Here is a 19,322-nt window from a genome sequence, read left to right on the forward strand (position 1 = left end):
GAATAATTCAAGTGAATTTGTTTGAAAGAAGAACTTTAAAAGCTTTATTTTCACCCGATAAAATACCCATAAAACAAGAGGAAGCTCAAATGAGCTTCCTCTTGTGAAAAATTGTGGGACAGCAGTGTGAAGCGCATCCCTTTTTTTGTGCTTATTTGAGCGAAACTAATGCGAAGAATTGAAAATTAATAATTCTATTGATACGACTCGATTTGCACGTCGGATATTTTCCTGACATGCTGTAGCCATCCAAAATGAGTTAAAACTATATGCGAATCAGTATTGTGGGTGCAGGTCGTGTTGCACACCATTTGCTCAATGTACTTCATCCACAACATCACATTGTGCAAGTTTATGCGCGAAATCTTGATAAGGCAGAAAAACTTGCAGCAACTGTAGGTGCAGAAGCTATTCATAACCCAGCTAAGTTGAATGCTGAGATTGATCTTTTGATCATTGCGGTGAGCGACCAGTCGATTGCAACCGTTATTCAGCAAGTTACAGCCTATCTGCCACAGGTTTTGATCGTGCATACTTCAGGTAGCACCAATATCACGGTACTGACCCAGCAGCATTTGCGAGCAGGGGTGTTTTATCCTTTACAAACCTTTAGTTTAGATCGAGATGTGGACTGGACGTCTACACCGATCTTTGTAGAAGCCGCGGATTCTACAGATTTGAGGACACTAACAGATTTAGCAAACAGCATGAGTCAAAGGGTTTATCAATATGATTCGGCACAACGTTTAAGTCTGCATCTTGCTGCGGTGTTCGCATGTAATTTTAGTAATTATTGTTATGACATGGCAAAGCAGGTTGTCGATGCAAAATACGTCGATTTTAGCTTGCTTTATCCATTGATTTTAGAGACAGCCAATAAAGCGACTCAGGCTGAACCGCGTAACATGCAAACAGGCCCTGCAATGCGTGGGGATCAAAATATCATGCAGATACACGCCAATATGCTTGGGCAAGCGGATCAAGTCGATCTGAAAGCGGTCTATGAAATGCTGAGTCAGCAGATTTTTGAGCATCATCAGAAATAAACAATCTATAAAGAACAATGAATATTTATTAGCATAGAAATACATGTCAATCAGGATGTTACATGGCAAAAGATTTTAATAACCCGCAAGTGGTCGAAAGTTATGATGCGCATATTCGAAAATTAATTCCCGGCTATGAACTTGTCCATCAACAGATTCAGGCGGTGTTGAATTGCTATGTCACTGAAGATGCCCATGTACTGATCATTGGATGTGGGACGGGCTATGAACTGGGGTATCTCATGGCCTTGAATCCAACATGGTCATTTACCGTTACAGAATTGTCTGAAAATATGCTGAATCAAACACGGCAACGAGTTGAAGCCGCTGGACAGTTGCATCGCGTCAATTTTGTTTTGGGCAGTCATACCACTTTTGAGCAGATGAGTTGTTTTGATGCAGTTCTGAGTATTTTGGTGACGCATTTCATTCCGTTGTCAGAGAAAACGAATTTTTTAACAAAAGCTTTTGAATTGCTTAAACCGCAGGGCATTTTTTTAAGTTTTGACTTGATGCAAACTCATTCGAATTTTGAGCAGCGTGTCCTGCCTGAATTTTGCCAAATGCAAGGTTTATCTGCTGCGCAAGCGACAAAAATGATGCAGCGTTTAGAGGATGACTTTGAACTGATTAGTCAGCAGCACTATCAAAGCTTACTGAGGGAAATAGGTTTTGATCAAATCTATTGTTTCAGTCAAATCTTTAGCTATGCGGCTTACTGTGCTTTTAAAACATCGATTAATTAAAAAATAATAGAGTCCAAGATTGGGCGTATCAAGTTCATCGATCATTTGGACAGATATTGTTGCTACCTTGCATGAGTGAAGCATGAAACAAAATTTCGATCATCAGTTTCATCCTTCTTGCACGGTATCGCGCTCACTATTTTAAAAAAGAAACTTTTCAGTCAGGGTTAAATCCCTTATTGTGCATTTATAAAAAGAATCAATTGGATGAAAATAATGTCAAAAAATGGAATTTGATTACATTGTGATTGGTGGCGGAAGTGCGGGGTGCGTACTGGCTGCACGCCTCAGTGAAGATCCGAATATATCTGTGTGCTTGCTAGAAGCAGGTGGGCAAGGTGATCAGTGGACGGTCAATATTCCAGCTGCATGCGTGGTGAGCTTGCCGACCAAGATCAATAATTGGGGCTTTGAAACTGTGCCTCAAGCGGGCTTGAATGGTCGTAAAGGCTATCAACCACGTGGAAAATGCCTTGGTGGTTCATCCAGTATTAATGCCATGATTTATATTCGTGGACATAAAAATGACTATGATCAATGGGCGGCACAGGGCAATACTGGCTGGTCATACGACGAGGTCTTGCCATATTTTATTCGCTCGGAAAATAACAACCGAATACACAATGAATTTCACGGTAATGACGGCCCTCTTTCCGTCACAGATGTACAAAGCGATAATATTTTCCATCAACGCTATACCGAAGCGGCTCGTGCACAAGGTCATAAAGTCCTTGATGATTTTAATGGCGCAGAACAAGAAGGCTTAGGGGTTTATCAAGTTACGCATATCAATGGAGAGCGTTGTAGTGTAGCGCGTGCTTATTTGTTTCCGCATTTAAACCGACCAAATTTAACTGTATTGACCAAAGCCACAACACATAAAATCATTATAGAAGATAAAGTGGCCACAGGTGTTGAAGTCCAACATGCAGGGTAAATGAAACACTTAAAAGCCAGACGAGAGGTCTTGCTCAGTGCCGGAGCGATGCAATCACCGCAGATTTTAATGTTGTCTGGAGTAGGCGATCAGGCCGAGCTCCAAGCGCATGGCATTGAAGTGAAACACCATTTACCGGGTGTAGGAAAGAACTTCCACGACCATCCCGATTTCATTTTTGGTTATAAAGTCAAAGAATACCAAGGCACATTTGGCATGTCTTTACCCGGCTCAATTGATATGTTCAAGCAGTCGCTATCGTAAGGAACGAAGGGGTATGATTGCTTCAAATTTTGCAGAATGTGGCGGTTTTCTAAAGTCTTCACCCGATTTAGCTATACCAAATTTGCAATTACACTTTGTCGTGGCGTTAGTAGATGACCATGCACGAAAATTTCATGCAAGTCATGGTTTGTCGTGTCATGTATGTCTGCTCAATCCAAGAAGTCGCGGCACGATCAAACTAAGTGGTTCCAGTGTCAATGATCCATTATTGATTGATCCAAACTTTTTAGGGGATGAACAGGATTTAGAAGATTTGGTACAAGGTTTTAAGTTGACGCAGCAATTGATGATGTCGCCGTCTTTATCGAGTCATTATCAGCAAGATTTATTTACCTCACTGGTCAAAACAGATGATGATATACGTGCAATCTTACGTCAGCGTGTGGATACGGTTTATCACCCTGTCGGTAGTTGTAAGATGGGTGTGGATGAGATGTCTGTGGTTGACCCCGAATTGAAAGTCTACGGGATTCAATACCTTCGTGTCGTCGATGCATCTATCATGCCTTCTGTGGTGAATGGAAATACCAACGCGCCGACAGTGATGATTGCTGAAAAAGCCGTGGATATGATTCGACAAAGTCAGCTCCAAGCGCAAGTAGCTTAATGGTTATTCGTTTTATATGATTTGATACAACACAGAAAAATCTTAGATCAAAAACAGCAATAAAAAACCACCGCTAACGGTGGTTTTTTGCTTTATTCCAAAGTTAGTTTACTTTTTTGAAGATGAAGTCATTAATTTTATGGCCTGCTTCAATTCCGCGACGTTCAAACTTAGTTTGCGGACGCCAGTCTGGACGAGGGTAGCTATTGCCTTTACCTGCAAGGTTTTCAAGACGTGGACGTTCTTCAAGTACTTCGATCATCCATTCAGCATACGGTTCCCAGTCAGTCGCTGAGTGGAATGTACCGCCGATTTCTAATTTTTCTTCAACCAATGGCATACGGTCATGAGATACAAAACGACGTTTGAAATGACGTTTCTTCTGCCATGGATCTGGGAAGTATAATTGCACAGTGTTAATACTGTTATCTGGCATTTCACGTAGCACTTGGATGGCATCAGCATCCAATACTCGAAGGTTAGTTAACCCTGCAAGACCTGCTTCATAAACACATTGAGCGATACCCGGAACATGCACTTCAATGCCGACAAAGTTTCGCTCTGGATTTGCTTTTGCCATTAGCACCAAAGAGCGACCCATACCAAAACCGATCTCTACAGTTAATGGGCGTTCAGGGTGTTCAAAATGCTGACGCAAATCACCAACGGGGTATTCCAAAATTAGATGACCATATTGTTCCAGCGCAGTACGTTGCGAAGTATTAAGTGGCGCAGAGCGGCGCATAAACGTCACGATTTCACGGTGTTCGTTTAGGTTATCCAGATCTACAGCGTGCTGGTCTAATTGATCGTTCGACATAACTTTGGCAAATGTAAAAAATTCGAATGCGGTATTTTAAGTCCTGAGATGCACAAGTCAAATTTTTTACCGTGAATATATCCTCTTTTTGCTCAATCTCACCGACGGAAGCCGTGCCGAGGATTTGCCATGTACAGTGAATTACTCAGCTCAAAAGCGATGAAATAACATTAAGCTAGGCGATTTTATCGCCAATATCTTCACGATCAGCACCATCAAGCTTAAACGGCAAAATGGCCTCAAGCACGGTACAACCCGGCTGTGACTGTATTTTAAATTCGCCACCGATACGATGGATTCGCGTTTGCATACTGTGTAGGCCGACATGTAGTCCTTGTTCAACTTCGTCAGGGTTGAAGCCGATACCGTTATCTTCAATACGTAAGATCAGTTGAGTCTCTGTTTCGCACAAACTGAGTTGAACTTTGCTTGCCTGACTGTGCTTTAAAATATTGGTTAGGGTTTCTTCAGCGACACGAGTCAAATTGAGACATTGGGTCGCAGTGGGTGAGTGAATCCATTCTGCAGCAAATTTCCAGCTTGAGCTCATGTCTAATTCTTCAAAGAGCTGTACAAAGCGATGGCGAATCGGCGCCGCCCATTCGATCGGGGTGTCTGGAACTTTCGTCCCTATACTTGAACCTGAATCGATGACTTGTCTTAAATCATTACGGAATAGTTTAAGCATCGACATGATTTGTGGTTTTTCAATTTTGTCATTTTGTTCTAACAATAAAATTGAACGGACAATTGATCCGCCTAAACCATCATGTAAGTCATGAGATAAATGAATTCGTTCTTGAAGTCGTGCATTTTCAAGCGCGAGTTGATGTTGTTGACCAAGTGAGGTAGCGAGTTTCAGTTCAGCTCGTTGTACATTTTCAGTTAAGGTCTTATTAAAACGCTCAATTTGACGGGTGTGTCGAGCTAAACGCAAAGCCAGTACGCCGCCCAAAACGAGGGTGGTTAGTGGGCCAGTATATGGTGAGAGCGCATGGCCTTCCATGGTCATCATAAAGTGCGCATCATGTACCGCAATTGGTAAATAAATCAGATACAGCGTTGCAAGCAAATAGGTTTCAGCCATTTTGGCTTTATACGCCAAGTACGGATAGCTAATACATTTGGCCACAAAGACCAAAACAAAGAAGCTAAAACAAATTTGGATGACGGTCTTTAAATAAGCCTCTGGTGCAAAACCGATACAGAGTGCTGCGATAGTGGCAAGGCTTAATAACAGCTTTTGAATTTTCGGGAAAGGATGGTTTGCAAAATACCACGCACCAATACAGCCAAAAACCGTATAAAAACAGAAAATGATATTTTGTAGGCGGTCGACCTGTACGGTGGTTAGAAATGAAATTGGCCCATTAAAAATAATACACAGGCTATAAAATACCCAAGCCATGCCTGTGATGGTTAACCATAAGTAAGCTCTTTCATTACGATTGGCGAGCCATGCTAAAAAAAAGAACACAGCCACGACGAAATTAATCATCGTATTGAGTTCGACTAATTGTCGTTGTTCGAGTAACCAAATTTTAAAGGTGTCATAGACTTGCTGGTATTCCCCAATTTGAACTGAACTGAGTCCTGATTTTTGGGTCACCGAACCATACACTTGCACCCAAATGGTATTTACACCTTGCTTTAAACTCGAGCTAGGCAAGTTCAATAGTCTAGGTTGATGTTGGCTTCGTGAAAAATGTTCTGCTGAAATATAGTCTTGCCAAAGTAGGGCATCGTTGATGTAAACCCGCCCACTTTGGGTAATGCCTTGTATGGCGATAGCAATGGGTTGATTTAACTGATGGAGGTCACAGTTCAACTTAAATTGGATTTTGTACCAAGCGATACCATGATAATCCGGCCAACGTTTATTCCATGTGTCTGGAAGTTTTTGCAGATTTTGCCAACCTGTATGTGGTCGCTCTTGCTCGACAGCACTTTTAGCTGTGGCAATATGGGTGATTTCAACTGGACAACGACTGCTTGAGATCTGAGGGGTGGAATTGGCAAAAGTGGGTATAGCGATACAACATAGCAGGCAAAATAGACTCGCTAAGGCCAGCAGCCGATTTGCTTGAATGCAGTGTCGTGACCAAAACCATACCATCAAAATTCCCCCAATTTTGTGTATCCATAATTTAAAAAAATAAATAGAAAGTCACATCAAATCTTTGTTTTATTGTTGATAGTTATAATTTTATGAGATGAATTATACAGTTAAATCGAATGAATGGTGAATTTTTCTCTTTTCTATAGGCTTAGTATTTTATGTAATGTCATTACACATCAGAGCTTTGATCATTGAGACCCTTTGCTATATACATCCTGTGCAGGGTCTCAATAGGTCACACTTTATTGAAAATTGATTTGATTCAAAGTGAATATTTCAAAAATCCATTAGTCACTGACACGGTCAAGTAAAGTGCTACTTGCTTCATTTAAGCCAAAAACCTCTACTTGAATCTGTTGTGATTCAAATTTTTGTACGACATTCTTCAAAATATTAACGGAAGTAATATCCCAAATATGGGCATGACTCAGATCAATTCGCACTTGACTAACCCTCTCCTGAAAATTAAAAAATTGATAAAAACTCTCAGAGCTACTAAAGAAAATTTGCCCATAGACCGTGTAACTACGAATATTGTCTTTAAGTTCAGATGTGACTTTTACCGAGCTTTCCAGTTGATTGATAATAAACAACGCAGAGAGGAGCACGCCAACCAATACGCCAAGGGCTAAATTATGTGTTGCAAGCACCACGATCACCACAGCAATCATCACGACATTAAAAGAGATCGGATGCTTTGAAAATTGCTTGACTGAATTCCATTGGAAAGTGGTGAACGATACCATGACCATAATCGCGACTAAGGCCGCCATTGGGACATAGGCCAACCAGTCTTTTAAGAACACCACTAAGCACAACAAAAATACACCTGCAACTAAAGTGGAGAGGCGAGTTCGCGCACCAGAGCTGACATTAATAATCGACTGCCCAATCATGGCGCAACCTGCCATGCCGCCCATAAAACCACTGACTATATTGGCAATCCCTTGACCACGACATTCCTGATGACGATCTCCTTCAGTTCCAGTGACTTCATTGATCACTGTCGTGGTCATCATGGTTTCTAATAGGCCAACTGTTGCTAGGGTGATGGAATAGGGAAAAATAATTGTGAGGGTTTCAAGATTAAAAGGAATTGCAGGAATCAAGAAAATAGGTAAAGTCTCTGGAAATTTGCCCAAATCACTTACAGTACGCAGGTCAGCACCCAAAAATAATGCCAAGCTACTGAGGACAATAATGCAAATCAGCGGTGATGGAATGGCTTTGCCAATTTTCGGTAGATATGGAAACAGATAAATAATCGCAAGCCCTAAAAGCATAAAGATATAGCCCAAACTATCCATCTTTGATATTTCAGGAAGCTGCGCGACAAAAATCAAAATCGCGAGTGCATTTAAAAAACCATACACCACTGACTGCGAGACGAAGCGCATAAGTTTTGCTACTTTAAAATAGCCAGCAATGATCTGAATCACACCAGTTAAAACCGTGGCAGCCAAAAGGTATTGCAAACCATGATCTTTGACCAACGTGATCATAAGTAAGGCCATTGCACCCGTAGCAGCTGAAATCATTGCTGTACGACCACCAAAAAAGGCAATGGTGACGGCGATACAAAACGAAGCGTACAAACCAACCTGCGGATCAACCCCAGCAATGGCTGAAAAGGCGATCGATTCTGGAATTAGCGCCAGTCCAACCACCAAGCCTGCAAGCACATCGGTACGAATATTGGAAAACCATTGTTCTTTTTTAAGTTGTAACACGGTAACTTTTCATCAAATCTTAAACGCGGCTATGTTAAAACAACTGAGTATAAAAATGCATAACAGATTGACTTGAAATCTTCTTGATTATGGACAATAGTCAATGAGTATATGTGTTTCAGCATTTACGCTTTTTTGCAATTTACAGGTTTGATCACTTGAAAGTTTGACAGAAGAGATTTAAAACATTGAATAGTACATAACAAGGATCAGATATGAAGCTTTATTATTCTCCAGGTGCATGTTCATTAGCATCACATATAATTTTAAATGAAATTAATGTCGATTTTGATTTGGTCCGTGTTGACCTAAAAAACCATAAAACAGAAAAAGGGGTGGATTATTACGAGATCAACCCAAAAGGTTATGTACCTGCATTAGAAATCAACCCAGGTTTGATCCTGACCGAGAACGTGGCCATTTTACCGTTCCTTGCACAACATGATCCTAAACAAGACTTAATTCCTCCATCAGGTTTAGGTCGTGCCAAAGTTTTAGAATGGCTTGGCTATTTGAACTCAGAATTACATGATGCTTATGCCGTATTCTTTGGTGCTCCACTAGATGCAGACGCTAAAGAAAAAGCTTATGCAGAAATTGATCGTTTATTGACATATATCGATAAAGCGATTGGTGAATCGGATAACGACTACTTGGTCGATGATAACTTCGGCCCAGCGGATGCCTATCTCTTTGTACTGACAAATTGGTCAAATGGCATCGGACATGATTTAACGCCATATAAAAATATCATTGCATTACGAAACAAAGTTGCAGAGCGCCAATCAGTTCAAATTGCGATGCGTGATGAAGGATTGATTCCTTAAGTTGTGTATTCAAATTGAATTAAAAAAACCGCCGAAATTGGCGGTTTTTTATTGCTCAGGTTTAGCTTAATACTCGAACTGTGTATAGAAATCATCAAAGTTAATATTTTTAAGCGTCAGTTGCTGTGGTGCTTTGAAGGTTGACCATTTGGTCTGAGTTTTGGCATCTTCAAACATATTGCCGCCTACAATTTCCTTACGTTTTAAGGTCGAAAAATTATAGCTTTTCGATGTTTCTTCACCAGAAGCTCGGTGAAAGCTATTGTAGTCAAAACCAATCAGGTCAAAGCGTTGATTTTGCCAACGGAAGGTATAACTATGTCGGGGCCATTCCCAGCCACCACAAGCCATAAAATAACTAAAATGAACGAGTAAATTGCCTTTACTGATTTGGATGTCTTCTGCTTCAGCAAGTGGATCAAGTAAGCATGAATTCGGTTGCTGAGCGACAGGGATGCTGTTGTTTTCAACGATACGTTGATATCCCTTTGCGGTTTTAAAAAACACGATGAGTTGTCGTGGATGGTTGTGAACGACTTTGCCATCGTCATCATAGGTCGCCACATCGACTTTTTGTTTTTCCACGATCATCGCAATATCTGGCTTTTGATCTTTGTTTAGGTCGCCAGTCGTAGCCATCAAAATGTTCCAACCTTGCGGTGCAAGTGATTTGGCTGTGCTGGGCACTTGGGCAGACAGCCAACTAGATGCGACACAAAGACTCAAAGTACAAAATATATGGGATATTTTCATTGTTATCAGGTTTTCAAAATCAAAAAAAGGACTCAATAGAGTCCTCTTTTATACCGTGAATGAATTCTTATTTAAAGAAGTATCCAGTTTCAGGTGAACTGGCATTTGCCATGCGTTTACGCGGCATACGTCCTGCTAGGAATGCTTCACGGCCTGCTTCAACTGCTTTTTTCATCGCTGAAGCCATCAGAACAGGGTTTTGTGCAGCTGCAATTGCTGTATTCATTAATACGCCATCACAGCCCAATTCCATCGCTATCGCTGCATCACTTGCTGTACCTACACCGGCATCGACCAAAACAGGTACTTTGGCGTTGTCTTTAATGATCGAAATGGTGTGTGGGTTGAGAATACCTAAACCTGAACCAATAAGACTACCTAAAGGCATAATGGCTACACAGCCCATGCTTTCGAGTTCTTGTGCCACAATTGGGTCATCTGAGGTATAAACCATGATTTCAAAGCCATCGTCAATCAATGTACGTGCAGCTTTTAAAGTCTCGGTAATATTTGGATATAAGGTTTTCTCATCGCCTAAAACCTCAAGTTTAACCAGATTGTGACCATCTAATAGTTCACGCGCCAACATGCAAGTACGGACCGCACTGTTCGCATCGAAACAACCTGCTGTATTTGGCAAAATCGTATATTTCTCAGGTGGAACCACTGAAAGCAAGTTTGGTTGGTCTGGATGTTGACCAATATTCACACGGCGAATGGCAACGGTCACAATTTCAGCACTACTGGCTTGAATGGCCTGGTCAGTTTCCGTTAAGTCCTTGTACTTACCTGTACCAACTAAAAGTCGTGAATTAAATGTACGTGAACCAATGATTAGGGGTGTATCTTCCATGGGAGCTCCATTTTAGCCGCCACCTACGGCATGAATAATTTCAATATGATCTTGCTCAGTAATTGGGGTTTGTTCCAATTTACTTTTCGAGATGATCATTTCATTTTTTTCAACAGCGAAGCGTTTGCCTTCCAGTTGTAATTGTTGAACCAATTGCAAGAGGTTGACACATTCGGTTTGTGTAGCTTCGCCGTTTAAATAGATTTGCATTTGCGGATTCCGTTCTTGCTGCCTTACCTATTGAATAAGGCCAAAATCTGTTGTTAATTATTTTGCGTATTTAAATGCATTCCAGGCCAATATGAGCCATCCAGCAATCATTAACGCTCCACCAATTGGAGTAATGGCACCGAGACCACGTGGTAAGCCAAGAGCCATTACATATAAAGAACCACAGAAGAAGAAAATACCAATTTGTATAAGCAGGAAACTGGCTTTTATTGGAAGTTGGGGAATGACTTTAGATAAGATCGCGAGGGCAAGTAAGCCTAGTGCATGATAAAAGAAATAGTCCGTTGCAGTTTGCCACCAAGCCAATTGGGCTTCAGTCGCGCGCGCTTTTAATCCGTGTGCACCAAAGGCACCAAGCATCACAGCAAAAGCTAAGTTAAGTGCGGAAATGGCAATCCACATGTGCATTCACCTTAACAAAATTTGCGCATAACCATAGCATATTTAGTACCTTGGGTTAAAGCAAAAATGCCCAAAGTTTTTGTGTTGCAGTTTGTCATTCGACAATATTCAGGCATAAAAAAAAGAGCATCGAAATGCTCTTTTTTAGTATGACTGGGAAAAGCCTTCAACTTAGTTTGAAGACATTGCGACTTTAATTTTTTCCATCGCATTTTTTTCCAACTGACGAATACGTTCAGCAGATACATTATATTCTGCCGCCAATTCATGCAGCGTCGACTTTTCGTCATCTAACCAGCGACGTTGTAAGATGTTACGCGAACGGTCATCCAACTGATCCATGGCTTCATGTAAAGCTGAAGTGCTTTGTTCTTCGTAATCTTCATCTTCCGCTAAACGCGCAGGGTCGTAACGGTTATCTTCGAGATAAAGGGCAGGAGCGACATGGGTCGAACCTTCATCGTCGTCATCACCTTGAGCTTCAAACGCAGCATCATAAGCGGTTAAACGGCCTTCCATTTCCAAGACTTGTTCGGGTGTTACATTCAAGTCATTGGCAATCGACTGTGCTTCAGCCAAAGTTAATTTTTTAGATGACTTTTTTAAGCTACGTAAATTAAAGAATAATTTACGCTGCGCTTTAGTGGTCGCAATTTTGACAATACGCCAGTTACGAATCACATATTCATGAATTTCTGCTTTAATCCAATGCACAGCAAAAGATACAAGACGTACGCCCATGTTTGGGTCAAAACGTTTTACCGCTTTCATTAAGCCCAAGTTGCCTTCTTGAATCAGGTCACCTTGTGGCAAGCCGTAGCCTGCATAGCTACGTGCGATATGCACAACAAAACGAAGATGCGACATCACCAGCATTTTAGCTGCGTCTAAATCTTGGTCGTAATAATAACGCTCGGCCAGCTCTTTTTCTTGTTCGGCCGATAAAATTGGAATCTGATTAACAGTACTAATATAAGCACCAAGATTCACCCCAGGTGCCGATAATGACAGGGGCATCAATTGATTGCTGCTGTCACTCATGTTTTCTCCTTGAGAACTAAAAATGGGTAAGCCCAATAACTAAGATTCATCTTAATCCAATATTTCCGTAAATTATGGAAAATTGGGTATAGAAATGTAAACTTTTATTCAATTATGAAGCAATTTAGTTTAACTGAATCTTTTTAAGATTCAATTAAGTAATGAAACTCAGAATCTGAAATTTTGCGCATTTCACAGTTTAACTGATGTATTTGACAGTATCGTGATACATCTTGTTGGCTGTGCGGATCCGATGACATTAACAATAAAGATTGGTCTGGACTTTTCTTTAAAGCTTTTTTCAGCATCAATAGTGGCATCGGGCAGGGTTTACCCATTGCATCTACAGTTAAAAGCGAATTTTGGCTGTCACTCACGAAGCAGATCCAACATGTTTACATTTCAATGGAAATATTAGCAAATACAGTGCCAAATCCCAACCTAAAATAGGCAAAAATCCTCTGTGATTTATAACTCAAACGATGTGAAAAAATAAGAATATTCAAAAGGAAAATAGATCAAAAAAATCTATTATTTGCGGTAAACCCGTGTTAAGCTCGTTGCGTTATTAAGATTTTTGTTGTCTGTGAAGCCTCTTAACTCTTGATATATTTGGATGTAACCGGGATTTTGTTGATAGTTTTACAGAATGATTACAAGCTTAGAAATAAAAATATTTTTTAACCTTGTTTGGTCTGCTGTTTGCAACACCGGGTGGTCCTTCTTTTTTAAATACGATAAGGATTAACTTATGACAGCTCGTGAACAAGGCGTTGTTAAATGGTTCAACGACACTAAAGGCTTTGGCTTTATTCAACGTAACGGCGGCGACGACGTATTCGTTCATTTCCGCGCAATTATGGGCGAAGGCCACCGTTCACTTCGTGACGGCCAACGCGTAGAATTCAGCGTTGTTAAAGGTCAAAAAGGCTTCCAAGCTGAAGAAGTACAACCTTTAGACTAATCGTCTAAATGTACTCAGAAACGCTCCAATGTAAATTGGGGCGTTTTTTGTTTATAATGCTTCAGCAATTTTGTGATTATTCATTTAGGGCACATCTATATGTCATCAGGTTTTGAAACCTTAAATTTACATCCGAACCTTAAAAAAGCCATTGATGCTTTGGGTTTTAAGGATATGACGCCTATTCAGCAAAAGGTTTTAAAATTTACATTGGCTGGACATGACGCTATTGGCCGTGCTCAAACTGGTACTGGGAAGACTGCGGCTTTCTTGGTCAGTGTGATCAATGACTTGTTGAATAATCCAATTAAAGAACAACGCTTCCGCGGTGAACCGCGTGCATTGATTCTTGCACCAACGCGCGAACTTGCTTTGCAAATTGAAAGTGATGCAAAAGAATTAGTGAAATACACTGATCTCAATGTCATGACTTTGCTTGGTGGGGTAGATTTTGATAAGCAAAAAAATCTATTAAATCGTAATTTTGTCGACATTATGGTGGCGACACCGGGTCGCTTGATTGACTTTGTGGAACAAAAAGAAGTTTGGCTCGATCAAATTGAATTCTTAGTGATTGATGAAGCTGACCGTCTTTTAGATATGGGCTTTATTCCTTCAGTGAAACGTATTGTGCGTTTTTCACCACGGAAAGAACAACGCCAAACGCTAATGTTCTCTGCGACGTTTAGTTATGACGTGCTCAATCTTGCGCAGCAATGGTTATTTGAGCCCGTTACAGTCGAAATTGAGCCTGAAAAGAAAACCAATGCCGATGTTGAGCAACGTGTCTACATGGTGGCGAAGTCTGATAAATATAAATTATTGGAAGACATCTTACGTGATGAACCAATTGAAAAGGTCATGATCTTTGCCAACCGTCGTGATCAAGTGCGTAAACTTTATGATCATCTCAAAAAAGACGGTTATAAAGTGGTGATGTTGTCAGGTGAAATCGCTCAAGATAAGCGTTTGAAAATGCTTGATCAGTTTAAAAATGGTCAACATAACATCATGATTGCAACAGACGTTGCAGGTCGTGGTATCCATGTCGATGGCGTTTCTCATGTCGTGAACTTTACACTTCCTGAACAGTCTGATGATTATGTACACCGTATCGGTCGTACAGGTCGTGCAGGAACACGTGGTGTCAGTATTAGTTTCTTGTCTGAAGATGATGCTTTTTCACTACCTGAAATTGAAAAAGCTATTGGTCAAAAATTACCTTTAACCCGTTTAGACGGTTATTGCTAATTTTTGCTTCTAAAAAAGCCTGCAGATTTGCAGGCTTTTTTATTTCATGTCGACTATTTCATAACGACAATTTCATTTTGAGTTAATGACAAAACTAAATCACAAACTAACGTTTTAGTTTGCACGGCAACTAAAGGTTAGTACAGTTTGGTAATCATCATCTTTGCTGATGCTGCCGCTATTTCCTGTAATGGTGCCAAGTACGCCAGCCGCCGCCTGAATCATTTGACCTGTCTTTTCATCGACCACGCCTTTTAATACACCGTTGTATTCTTGCTTTTCATCTACCACGACAGGGGTCGCATTTTTACCACAGGTACTATTTGCAGCTGCAATTGCATTATTTTTTGCCGCTAAACTGGTTTTACCTACGGCGGTCACTTCATATTGATTATTTGGTTTTTGAATCGCTAAAGATTTTGTTGGCGTAGATGTACATGCAGCTAAAAGCACAGTTGCGCTTAGCGTGCTAACAATGGCAACAGTTTTGTTGAATTTTTTCATGCGGTGCCCCGAGTTAGAAATAATTTGATTTATTTGAACATAAAATTTCTTATAGAACAGGGAACTGCTGTACAAGTTATGCGGTTTTTTTATAGTAAATCTGTGAATAAAGCTGACTTAACAAATAAGCACCGAGTCTGACGTAAACATTCTAGAGTAAGTTATTGAGAATATGCTAATCTTGAGCAAACGTTTTAAAGTACAGTGTATAGATGTCAATTCTAAAATCAGCAGTTGATACAGTTCATCAAAATATTCATCAGCGTCAGTCGATTGGTCATTTAATTGAACCTGCGCCGAATGCTGAGCAATTGGAAAATGCGTTTCAAGCCGCTTTAACGGCGCCAGATCATCATCGTCTTAAGCCTACGCGTTTCGTGATTATTCCTGAAACTGAACGTGAAGCATTTGGTGAGTTGCTTTCACATGCTTTAGCCGATACTGGACAAACAGAAGAAGCGCAGTTGGAACGTGTGAAACACCATCCATTTCGTGCGCCACTCTTGGTTTTGGCTTTAACTCAATTACAAGATCATCCCAAAGTTCCGCATTTCGAACAAATTTTAAGTTCAGGCGCAGCAGTACAAAACTTTTTGCTCTCTTTACAAGCACAGGGCTTTTCAACCATGTGGCGTAGTGGGGCGGTGGTTGAATCTAAATTGTTTAAACAAGCCTTAGGCTTAACGGAAAACGATTTGATTTCAGGCATTATTTATATCGGTACAGCAGTGAAAGCAATTCCACCGCGTGCTGAAATACAGTCTGCTGACTTTGTAAGCCATTGGCATAAAGCAAACCAATAAAAGTGAAAAATAGGTCGATTGAACAAGATCGATCAGTAAAGAAATTAGGATAAAAGAACAATGTCAGAACTTGATTTTGCAAGTCTTGTTAGCCCTGTGTCAGTTGATCAAAAAACTGCACTGCGTGTTACGGTGCTGGGTGGTGGGAGTTTTGGTACTGCGATGGCTAATACTGCAGTACGTAATGGCTGTGACACCATGATATGGATTCGTGATGAGGCGGTGGCTGCGGATATCAATGCAACACATATTAATAAACGTTACTTGCCAGATTTTCAATTAGAAGCAGGTTTGCTCGCTGTTTCAGATTTAGAAAAAGCAGTATGTAATCGTGACATTATTTTGGTGGCCATTCCGAGCCATTCTTTCCGTAGTGTTTTACAGCAGATCAAACCTTTTATCACGTCACAAGCAGTGGTGTCTTTAACCAAAGGTATTGAAGCCAATACCTTTAGCTTTATGAGCGATATTATTCGTGAAGAACTTCCTGAAGTCCCTTATGGTGTGCTTTCAGGGCCAAACTTGGCGAAGGAAATTGTTGCAGGACAACCAGCAGGAACAGTGATCGCAAGCCAATCTGAGCTGGTTCGTTATGCAGTTCAACAAGCGCTACACAGTGCGTTGTTCCGTGTATTTGCCAGTGATGATGTGCATGGCGTGGAATTGGGCGGTGCTCTGAAAAATATCTATGCAGTCGCGATGGGTCTAGCTGCGGCTTATGGTGTCGGTGAAAATACCAAGAGTATGATTTTGACACGTGCTTTGGCAGAAATGAGCCGTTTTGCAGTGAAATTAGGCGCAAACCCATTAACATTCCTAGGTTTATCTGGTGTCGGTGATTTATTTGCAACTTGTAGTAGTCCGCTCAGCCGTAATTACCAAGTCGGCTTTGCACTCGGTAGTGGTAAAAGCTTAGAGCAAGCCACCAAAGAACTGGGACAAACTGCGGAAGGGATTAATACCATTGTGCAAGTACGCGCACGCTCTGAAGAGCTCGGTGTATATATGCCAATTACCAGTGCCTTGTACGAAGTGATTTTTGAAGGTGCACCGGCACTGAATATTGCATTGTCACTGATGAAAAATGGCCATCGTAGTGATGTTGAATTTGTCTTGCCACATCAGCAAGTTTAAGTTTGCTGATTAATATGCAATACACATAGCTTTGTCATACTGGCTGTATATAATGTGCGGAATAGAATAAGGAAATTTTATGCAACTGACATTGGTTAGGCATGGCGAAGCTGCTCCACCTGTAATGGGGAATGATGAAAAGCGTCCTTTAACAGCGCGTGGACAAACTCAAGCGGAAGAAACTGCAGCATATTTGAAAGATTTAATTCAACCAGACGTTTTTGTGGTGAGTCCGTTACTGCGTGCGCAGCAAACACTTTCATTTTTGCAAAAACATTTTCCACATGTACCTGTGGTTATTTGTAATGCCATCAAACCGGAAGATGATGCCAAAGTTGCAGTGGAATGGTTGTCACATTTACCGTATGAGTCTATTGTGGTGGTGTGCCATATGAACGTTGTGGCACATATGGCCAGTGTTTTGGTCTCAGAATATTTTAATCCCTATGCTTTGGCAGAAGCGCGCATTTATGAACAAGCGGTCATTGCTCCAGGGTTATCAACTCAAATTAAAACGTTTATACCATCAACATAAAAACCAATTAAAACGGCAGAAAAATTAATGTTGTATTTATGGATGCCCGAAGCCAATGGGGTTTGGCAATGGTCAGAAGGGGATTTCTGGAAGCAGTCATCGACACTTGAACAGTTGATTCAGGAAATTCAGCCACATGCGGGAAAGGAAGCGGTTGTTTTCTTTCCGAGTCGTGATGTACAAATCATTCAGCAAAATTTTCCAAAAAACCAATATAAAAAACTTGGCCCAGACGGCGTAAAATATTTACTTGAGGAATATGTCATTTTGCCTTTGGATGCAATGAAAGTATTGCATCATTTTCAAAGTCCAGATGAATTAACGGTCATGGGGATTGCACATAGTGCAGTCGAAACGATGCAGCATGCTTTGACGCTAATTCCTGTAAAAGTTATTTCATTATTACCAGACTTTTTGGTCTTACCAAGTCCAGAATCAGGGCAACATGTTTTGGCAAATGTCAGCGGTCATTTATTGGTCCGAAATAATGAATATGTCGGTCAGTCTGTTGATGATTTGGCATTGTATTTAGATTATCAAATTGGTCAGCCGAACTATAAGATTTCAAATCTAAGTTCAGATCAGACGCATAGTCTTGAAGCCACTGTAACGCATGATCACATTGAATCGTTTCATTATGAATTACCCAATATAAAAAAACCGAAACAACATCCACTGAATGTTTTGCCGAAAGCCAAAGCCAATACGGGTGTGAGTGGCTATTGGAAAGCATGTGCAGCTGTTTTGGTTGCGGCTCTAATTACTCAGTTTAGTTATGATGCAGTTCGCTGGTATCAATACAAAAAAGTGGCCAATATCACTGCGGCACAAGCGATTGATCAGTTTAAATATTGGTTTGGTCAAAGCTATCCTGTGACTGAACAAACGCTGAAAAGCCAGTTCGAATCACAATTGCGTCAGAGTCAAACAGGCAATGCGCAGGCTTTGTCTTTACTGAGCCGTGTTGGTCCTGTTCTAATGCAAAACCAAATTTCTGCAAATCGTGTGAGTTATGAAGCCTCGATGTTAAATATGGAGCTAAAAGCCAATTCGGCAGAAGTACTACAAACCCTAACCAATCAATTAAAACAACAAGGTTTTAAAGTTGAATTAGGGAATATTCAACCAGGTGCCAACGGCGCGATTGGATTGGTGAAAATACAATAATGACAAAAATGGAAAACCTACAGCAACGTATAGATGGGCAAATTGAGCGCATCACTGATTATTTAGACCAACTGTCAACACGTGAACGAGTCATGGTGATCTTTACCACGATTTTTGTTGTAGTGGCAGCGATTGGTTCGGCACTGTTTTATATGAACAAAGCTGCAAATTTTCAACAAAAGCGCGTGAATGAACTCAAAGATACTGTTGTTTGGATGCAAAGTAATGCCGTCACGATGAAACCAGCAGGTGATACACAACTGAGCGCGTTGGAAAAAGTTCAGCGTGTATCGCAACAACAGGGTTTATCCGTGGCATCTCAACAAGTCGGTGAGCAAATACAGATTGCAGTGATGCATGAAAATTATGCAATTCTGGCCAATTTTTTGACTCAATTGGTTCAAATGGGCTTAAGTATTGAAAAGATGGAATTAAGTTCTGAAGCGGGACAGGTCAAATTAACAGCGAGTGTACAATAATCGGTAAAAATAAAGATCTGCTAAGCATGGTGTTTTATTTGTGCTATGCCTATAATATGCCGACTTAAAAAGCAGTAGACTTTTATAG

Annotated in this window: 20 protein-coding genes and 1 pseudogene; 11 read left to right on the top strand and 10 right to left on the bottom strand. The window is 40.7% G+C overall.

The features are described from left to right. The first annotated feature begins 269 nt into the window (after positions 1-269). The 3 genes and pseudogenes from FTT94_RS09500 to FTT94_RS09510 all read left to right on the top strand — a co-directional run bounded on the left by FTT94_RS09500 (position 270) and on the right by FTT94_RS09510 (position 3,621). Positions 270-1,046, top strand: coding sequence for a Rossmann-like and DUF2520 domain-containing protein (locus tag FTT94_RS09500; protein ID WP_180170677.1), 777 nt, complete (start codon positions 270-272; stop codon positions 1,044-1,046). Between the two features lie 62 nt (positions 1,047-1,108). Next, the gene (locus tag FTT94_RS09505) at positions 1,109-1,792 is read left to right on the top strand and encodes a class I SAM-dependent methyltransferase (RefSeq protein ID WP_180108735.1); all 684 of its coding nucleotides are present in this window, start codon (positions 1,109-1,111) and stop codon (positions 1,790-1,792) included. Positions 1,793-2,018: 226 nt separating this feature from the next. Continuing rightward, positions 2,019-3,621, top strand: a pseudogene (locus tag FTT94_RS09510) (GMC family oxidoreductase). Between the two features lie 103 nt (positions 3,622-3,724). Here the strand turns inward: FTT94_RS09510 and trmB are convergent. The 3 genes from trmB to FTT94_RS09525 form a co-directional block, all read right to left on the bottom strand. Then, entirely contained in the window at positions 3,725-4,441 is a 717-nt protein-coding gene (gene trmB, locus FTT94_RS09515) for a tRNA (guanosine(46)-N7)-methyltransferase TrmB (protein ID WP_078188891.1), read from the bottom strand. A gap of 175 nt (positions 4,442-4,616) precedes the next feature. Continuing rightward, complete coding sequence (locus FTT94_RS09520; protein WP_180170678.1) at positions 4,617-6,557, bottom strand: sensor histidine kinase; 1,941 nt, start codon at positions 6,555-6,557, stop codon at positions 4,617-4,619. Between the two features lie 290 nt (positions 6,558-6,847). Continuing rightward, a complete protein-coding gene (locus FTT94_RS09525; RefSeq protein ID WP_180170679.1) occupies positions 6,848-8,290 on the bottom strand; it encodes a SulP family inorganic anion transporter in 1,443 nt (480 codons plus the stop codon). Between the two features lie 215 nt (positions 8,291-8,505). On the opposite strand from FTT94_RS09525, the gene FTT94_RS09530 reads away from it, so the two are divergent. Further along, positions 8,506-9,117, top strand: a complete 612-nt coding sequence (locus tag FTT94_RS09530) for a glutathione binding-like protein (RefSeq protein WP_078188886.1) — start codon at positions 8,506-8,508, stop codon at positions 9,115-9,117. 66 nt (positions 9,118-9,183) lie between these two features. On the opposite strand, the gene FTT94_RS09535 is transcribed toward FTT94_RS09530, so the two are convergent. The 6 genes from FTT94_RS09535 to FTT94_RS09560 all read right to left on the bottom strand — a co-directional run bounded on the left by FTT94_RS09535 (position 9,184) and on the right by FTT94_RS09560 (position 12,735). Continuing rightward, entirely contained in the window at positions 9,184-9,756 is a 573-nt protein-coding gene (locus FTT94_RS09535) for a hypothetical protein (protein WP_180170680.1), read from the bottom strand. Positions 9,757-9,937: 181 nt separating this feature from the next. Then, positions 9,938-10,723 (bottom strand): thiazole synthase, encoded by a 786-nt coding sequence (locus FTT94_RS09540; RefSeq protein WP_180170681.1) that lies wholly within the window; start codon positions 10,721-10,723, stop codon positions 9,938-9,940. A gap of 12 nt (positions 10,724-10,735) precedes the next feature. Continuing rightward, entirely contained in the window at positions 10,736-10,933 is a 198-nt protein-coding gene (gene thiS, locus FTT94_RS09545; protein ID WP_180007313.1) for a sulfur carrier protein ThiS, read from the bottom strand. Between the two features lie 57 nt (positions 10,934-10,990). Further along, a complete protein-coding gene (locus FTT94_RS09550) occupies positions 10,991-11,356 on the bottom strand; it encodes a DUF423 domain-containing protein (RefSeq protein ID WP_078188880.1) in 366 nt (121 codons plus the stop codon). Positions 11,357-11,527: 171 nt separating this feature from the next. Further along, a complete protein-coding gene (gene rpoH / locus FTT94_RS09555) occupies positions 11,528-12,397 on the bottom strand; it encodes an RNA polymerase sigma factor RpoH (protein ID WP_078188879.1) in 870 nt (289 codons plus the stop codon). Positions 12,398-12,540: 143 nt separating this feature from the next. Beyond that, the gene (locus tag FTT94_RS09560; RefSeq protein ID WP_168378952.1) at positions 12,541-12,735 is read right to left on the bottom strand and encodes a sulfurtransferase TusA family protein; all 195 of its coding nucleotides are present in this window, start codon (positions 12,733-12,735) and stop codon (positions 12,541-12,543) included. A 413-nt stretch (positions 12,736-13,148) separates the two neighbouring features. Here FTT94_RS09560 and FTT94_RS09565 point away from each other — a divergent pair, with 413 nt between their 5' ends. Beyond that, complete coding sequence (locus FTT94_RS09565) at positions 13,149-13,361, top strand: cold-shock protein (protein WP_005014923.1); 213 nt, start codon at positions 13,149-13,151, stop codon at positions 13,359-13,361. 99 nt (positions 13,362-13,460) lie between these two features. Beyond that, positions 13,461-14,612: an ATP-dependent RNA helicase RhlB gene (gene rhlB / locus FTT94_RS09570; RefSeq protein WP_078188878.1), complete on the top strand. Its 1,152-nt coding sequence runs from the start codon at positions 13,461-13,463 to the stop codon at positions 14,610-14,612. 114 nt (positions 14,613-14,726) lie between these two features. Here rhlB and FTT94_RS09575 read toward each other — a convergent pair whose 3' ends face one another. Then, positions 14,727-15,116 carry a hypothetical protein gene (locus FTT94_RS09575; RefSeq protein ID WP_078188876.1) on the bottom strand — a complete coding sequence of 130 codons (390 nt, stop codon included), beginning with the start codon at positions 15,114-15,116 and terminating at the stop codon, positions 14,727-14,729. Positions 15,117-15,328: 212 nt separating this feature from the next. On the opposite strand from FTT94_RS09575, the gene FTT94_RS09580 reads away from it, so the two are divergent. The 5 genes from FTT94_RS09580 to gspM all read left to right on the top strand — a co-directional run bounded on the left by FTT94_RS09580 (position 15,329) and on the right by gspM (position 19,234). Beyond that, a complete protein-coding gene (locus FTT94_RS09580) occupies positions 15,329-15,919 on the top strand; it encodes a nitroreductase family protein (RefSeq protein ID WP_171525909.1) in 591 nt (196 codons plus the stop codon). Between the two features lie 60 nt (positions 15,920-15,979). Beyond that, positions 15,980-17,053, top strand: a complete 1,074-nt coding sequence (locus FTT94_RS09585; RefSeq protein WP_078188874.1) for an NAD(P)H-dependent glycerol-3-phosphate dehydrogenase — start codon at positions 15,980-15,982, stop codon at positions 17,051-17,053. A 79-nt stretch (positions 17,054-17,132) separates the two neighbouring features. Continuing rightward, a complete protein-coding gene (locus FTT94_RS09590) occupies positions 17,133-17,588 on the top strand; it encodes a histidine phosphatase family protein (protein ID WP_180059042.1) in 456 nt (151 codons plus the stop codon). A gap of 27 nt (positions 17,589-17,615) precedes the next feature. Next, positions 17,616-18,755: a type II secretion system protein GspL gene (gene gspL, locus FTT94_RS09595; protein ID WP_180170682.1), complete on the top strand. Its 1,140-nt coding sequence runs from the start codon at positions 17,616-17,618 to the stop codon at positions 18,753-18,755. Further along, positions 18,755-19,234, top strand: coding sequence for a type II secretion system protein GspM (gene gspM / locus FTT94_RS09600; protein WP_078188869.1), 480 nt, complete (start codon positions 18,755-18,757; stop codon positions 19,232-19,234). Before gspL ends, gspM begins: the two co-directional genes overlap by 1 nt. The last annotated feature ends 88 nt before the right edge of the window (positions 19,235-19,322 follow it).

The sequence above is a fragment of the Acinetobacter sp. YH12027 genome, from assembly GCF_013420085.1.
Classification (GTDB): Bacteria; Pseudomonadota; Gammaproteobacteria; order Pseudomonadales; family Moraxellaceae; genus Acinetobacter; species Acinetobacter amyesii.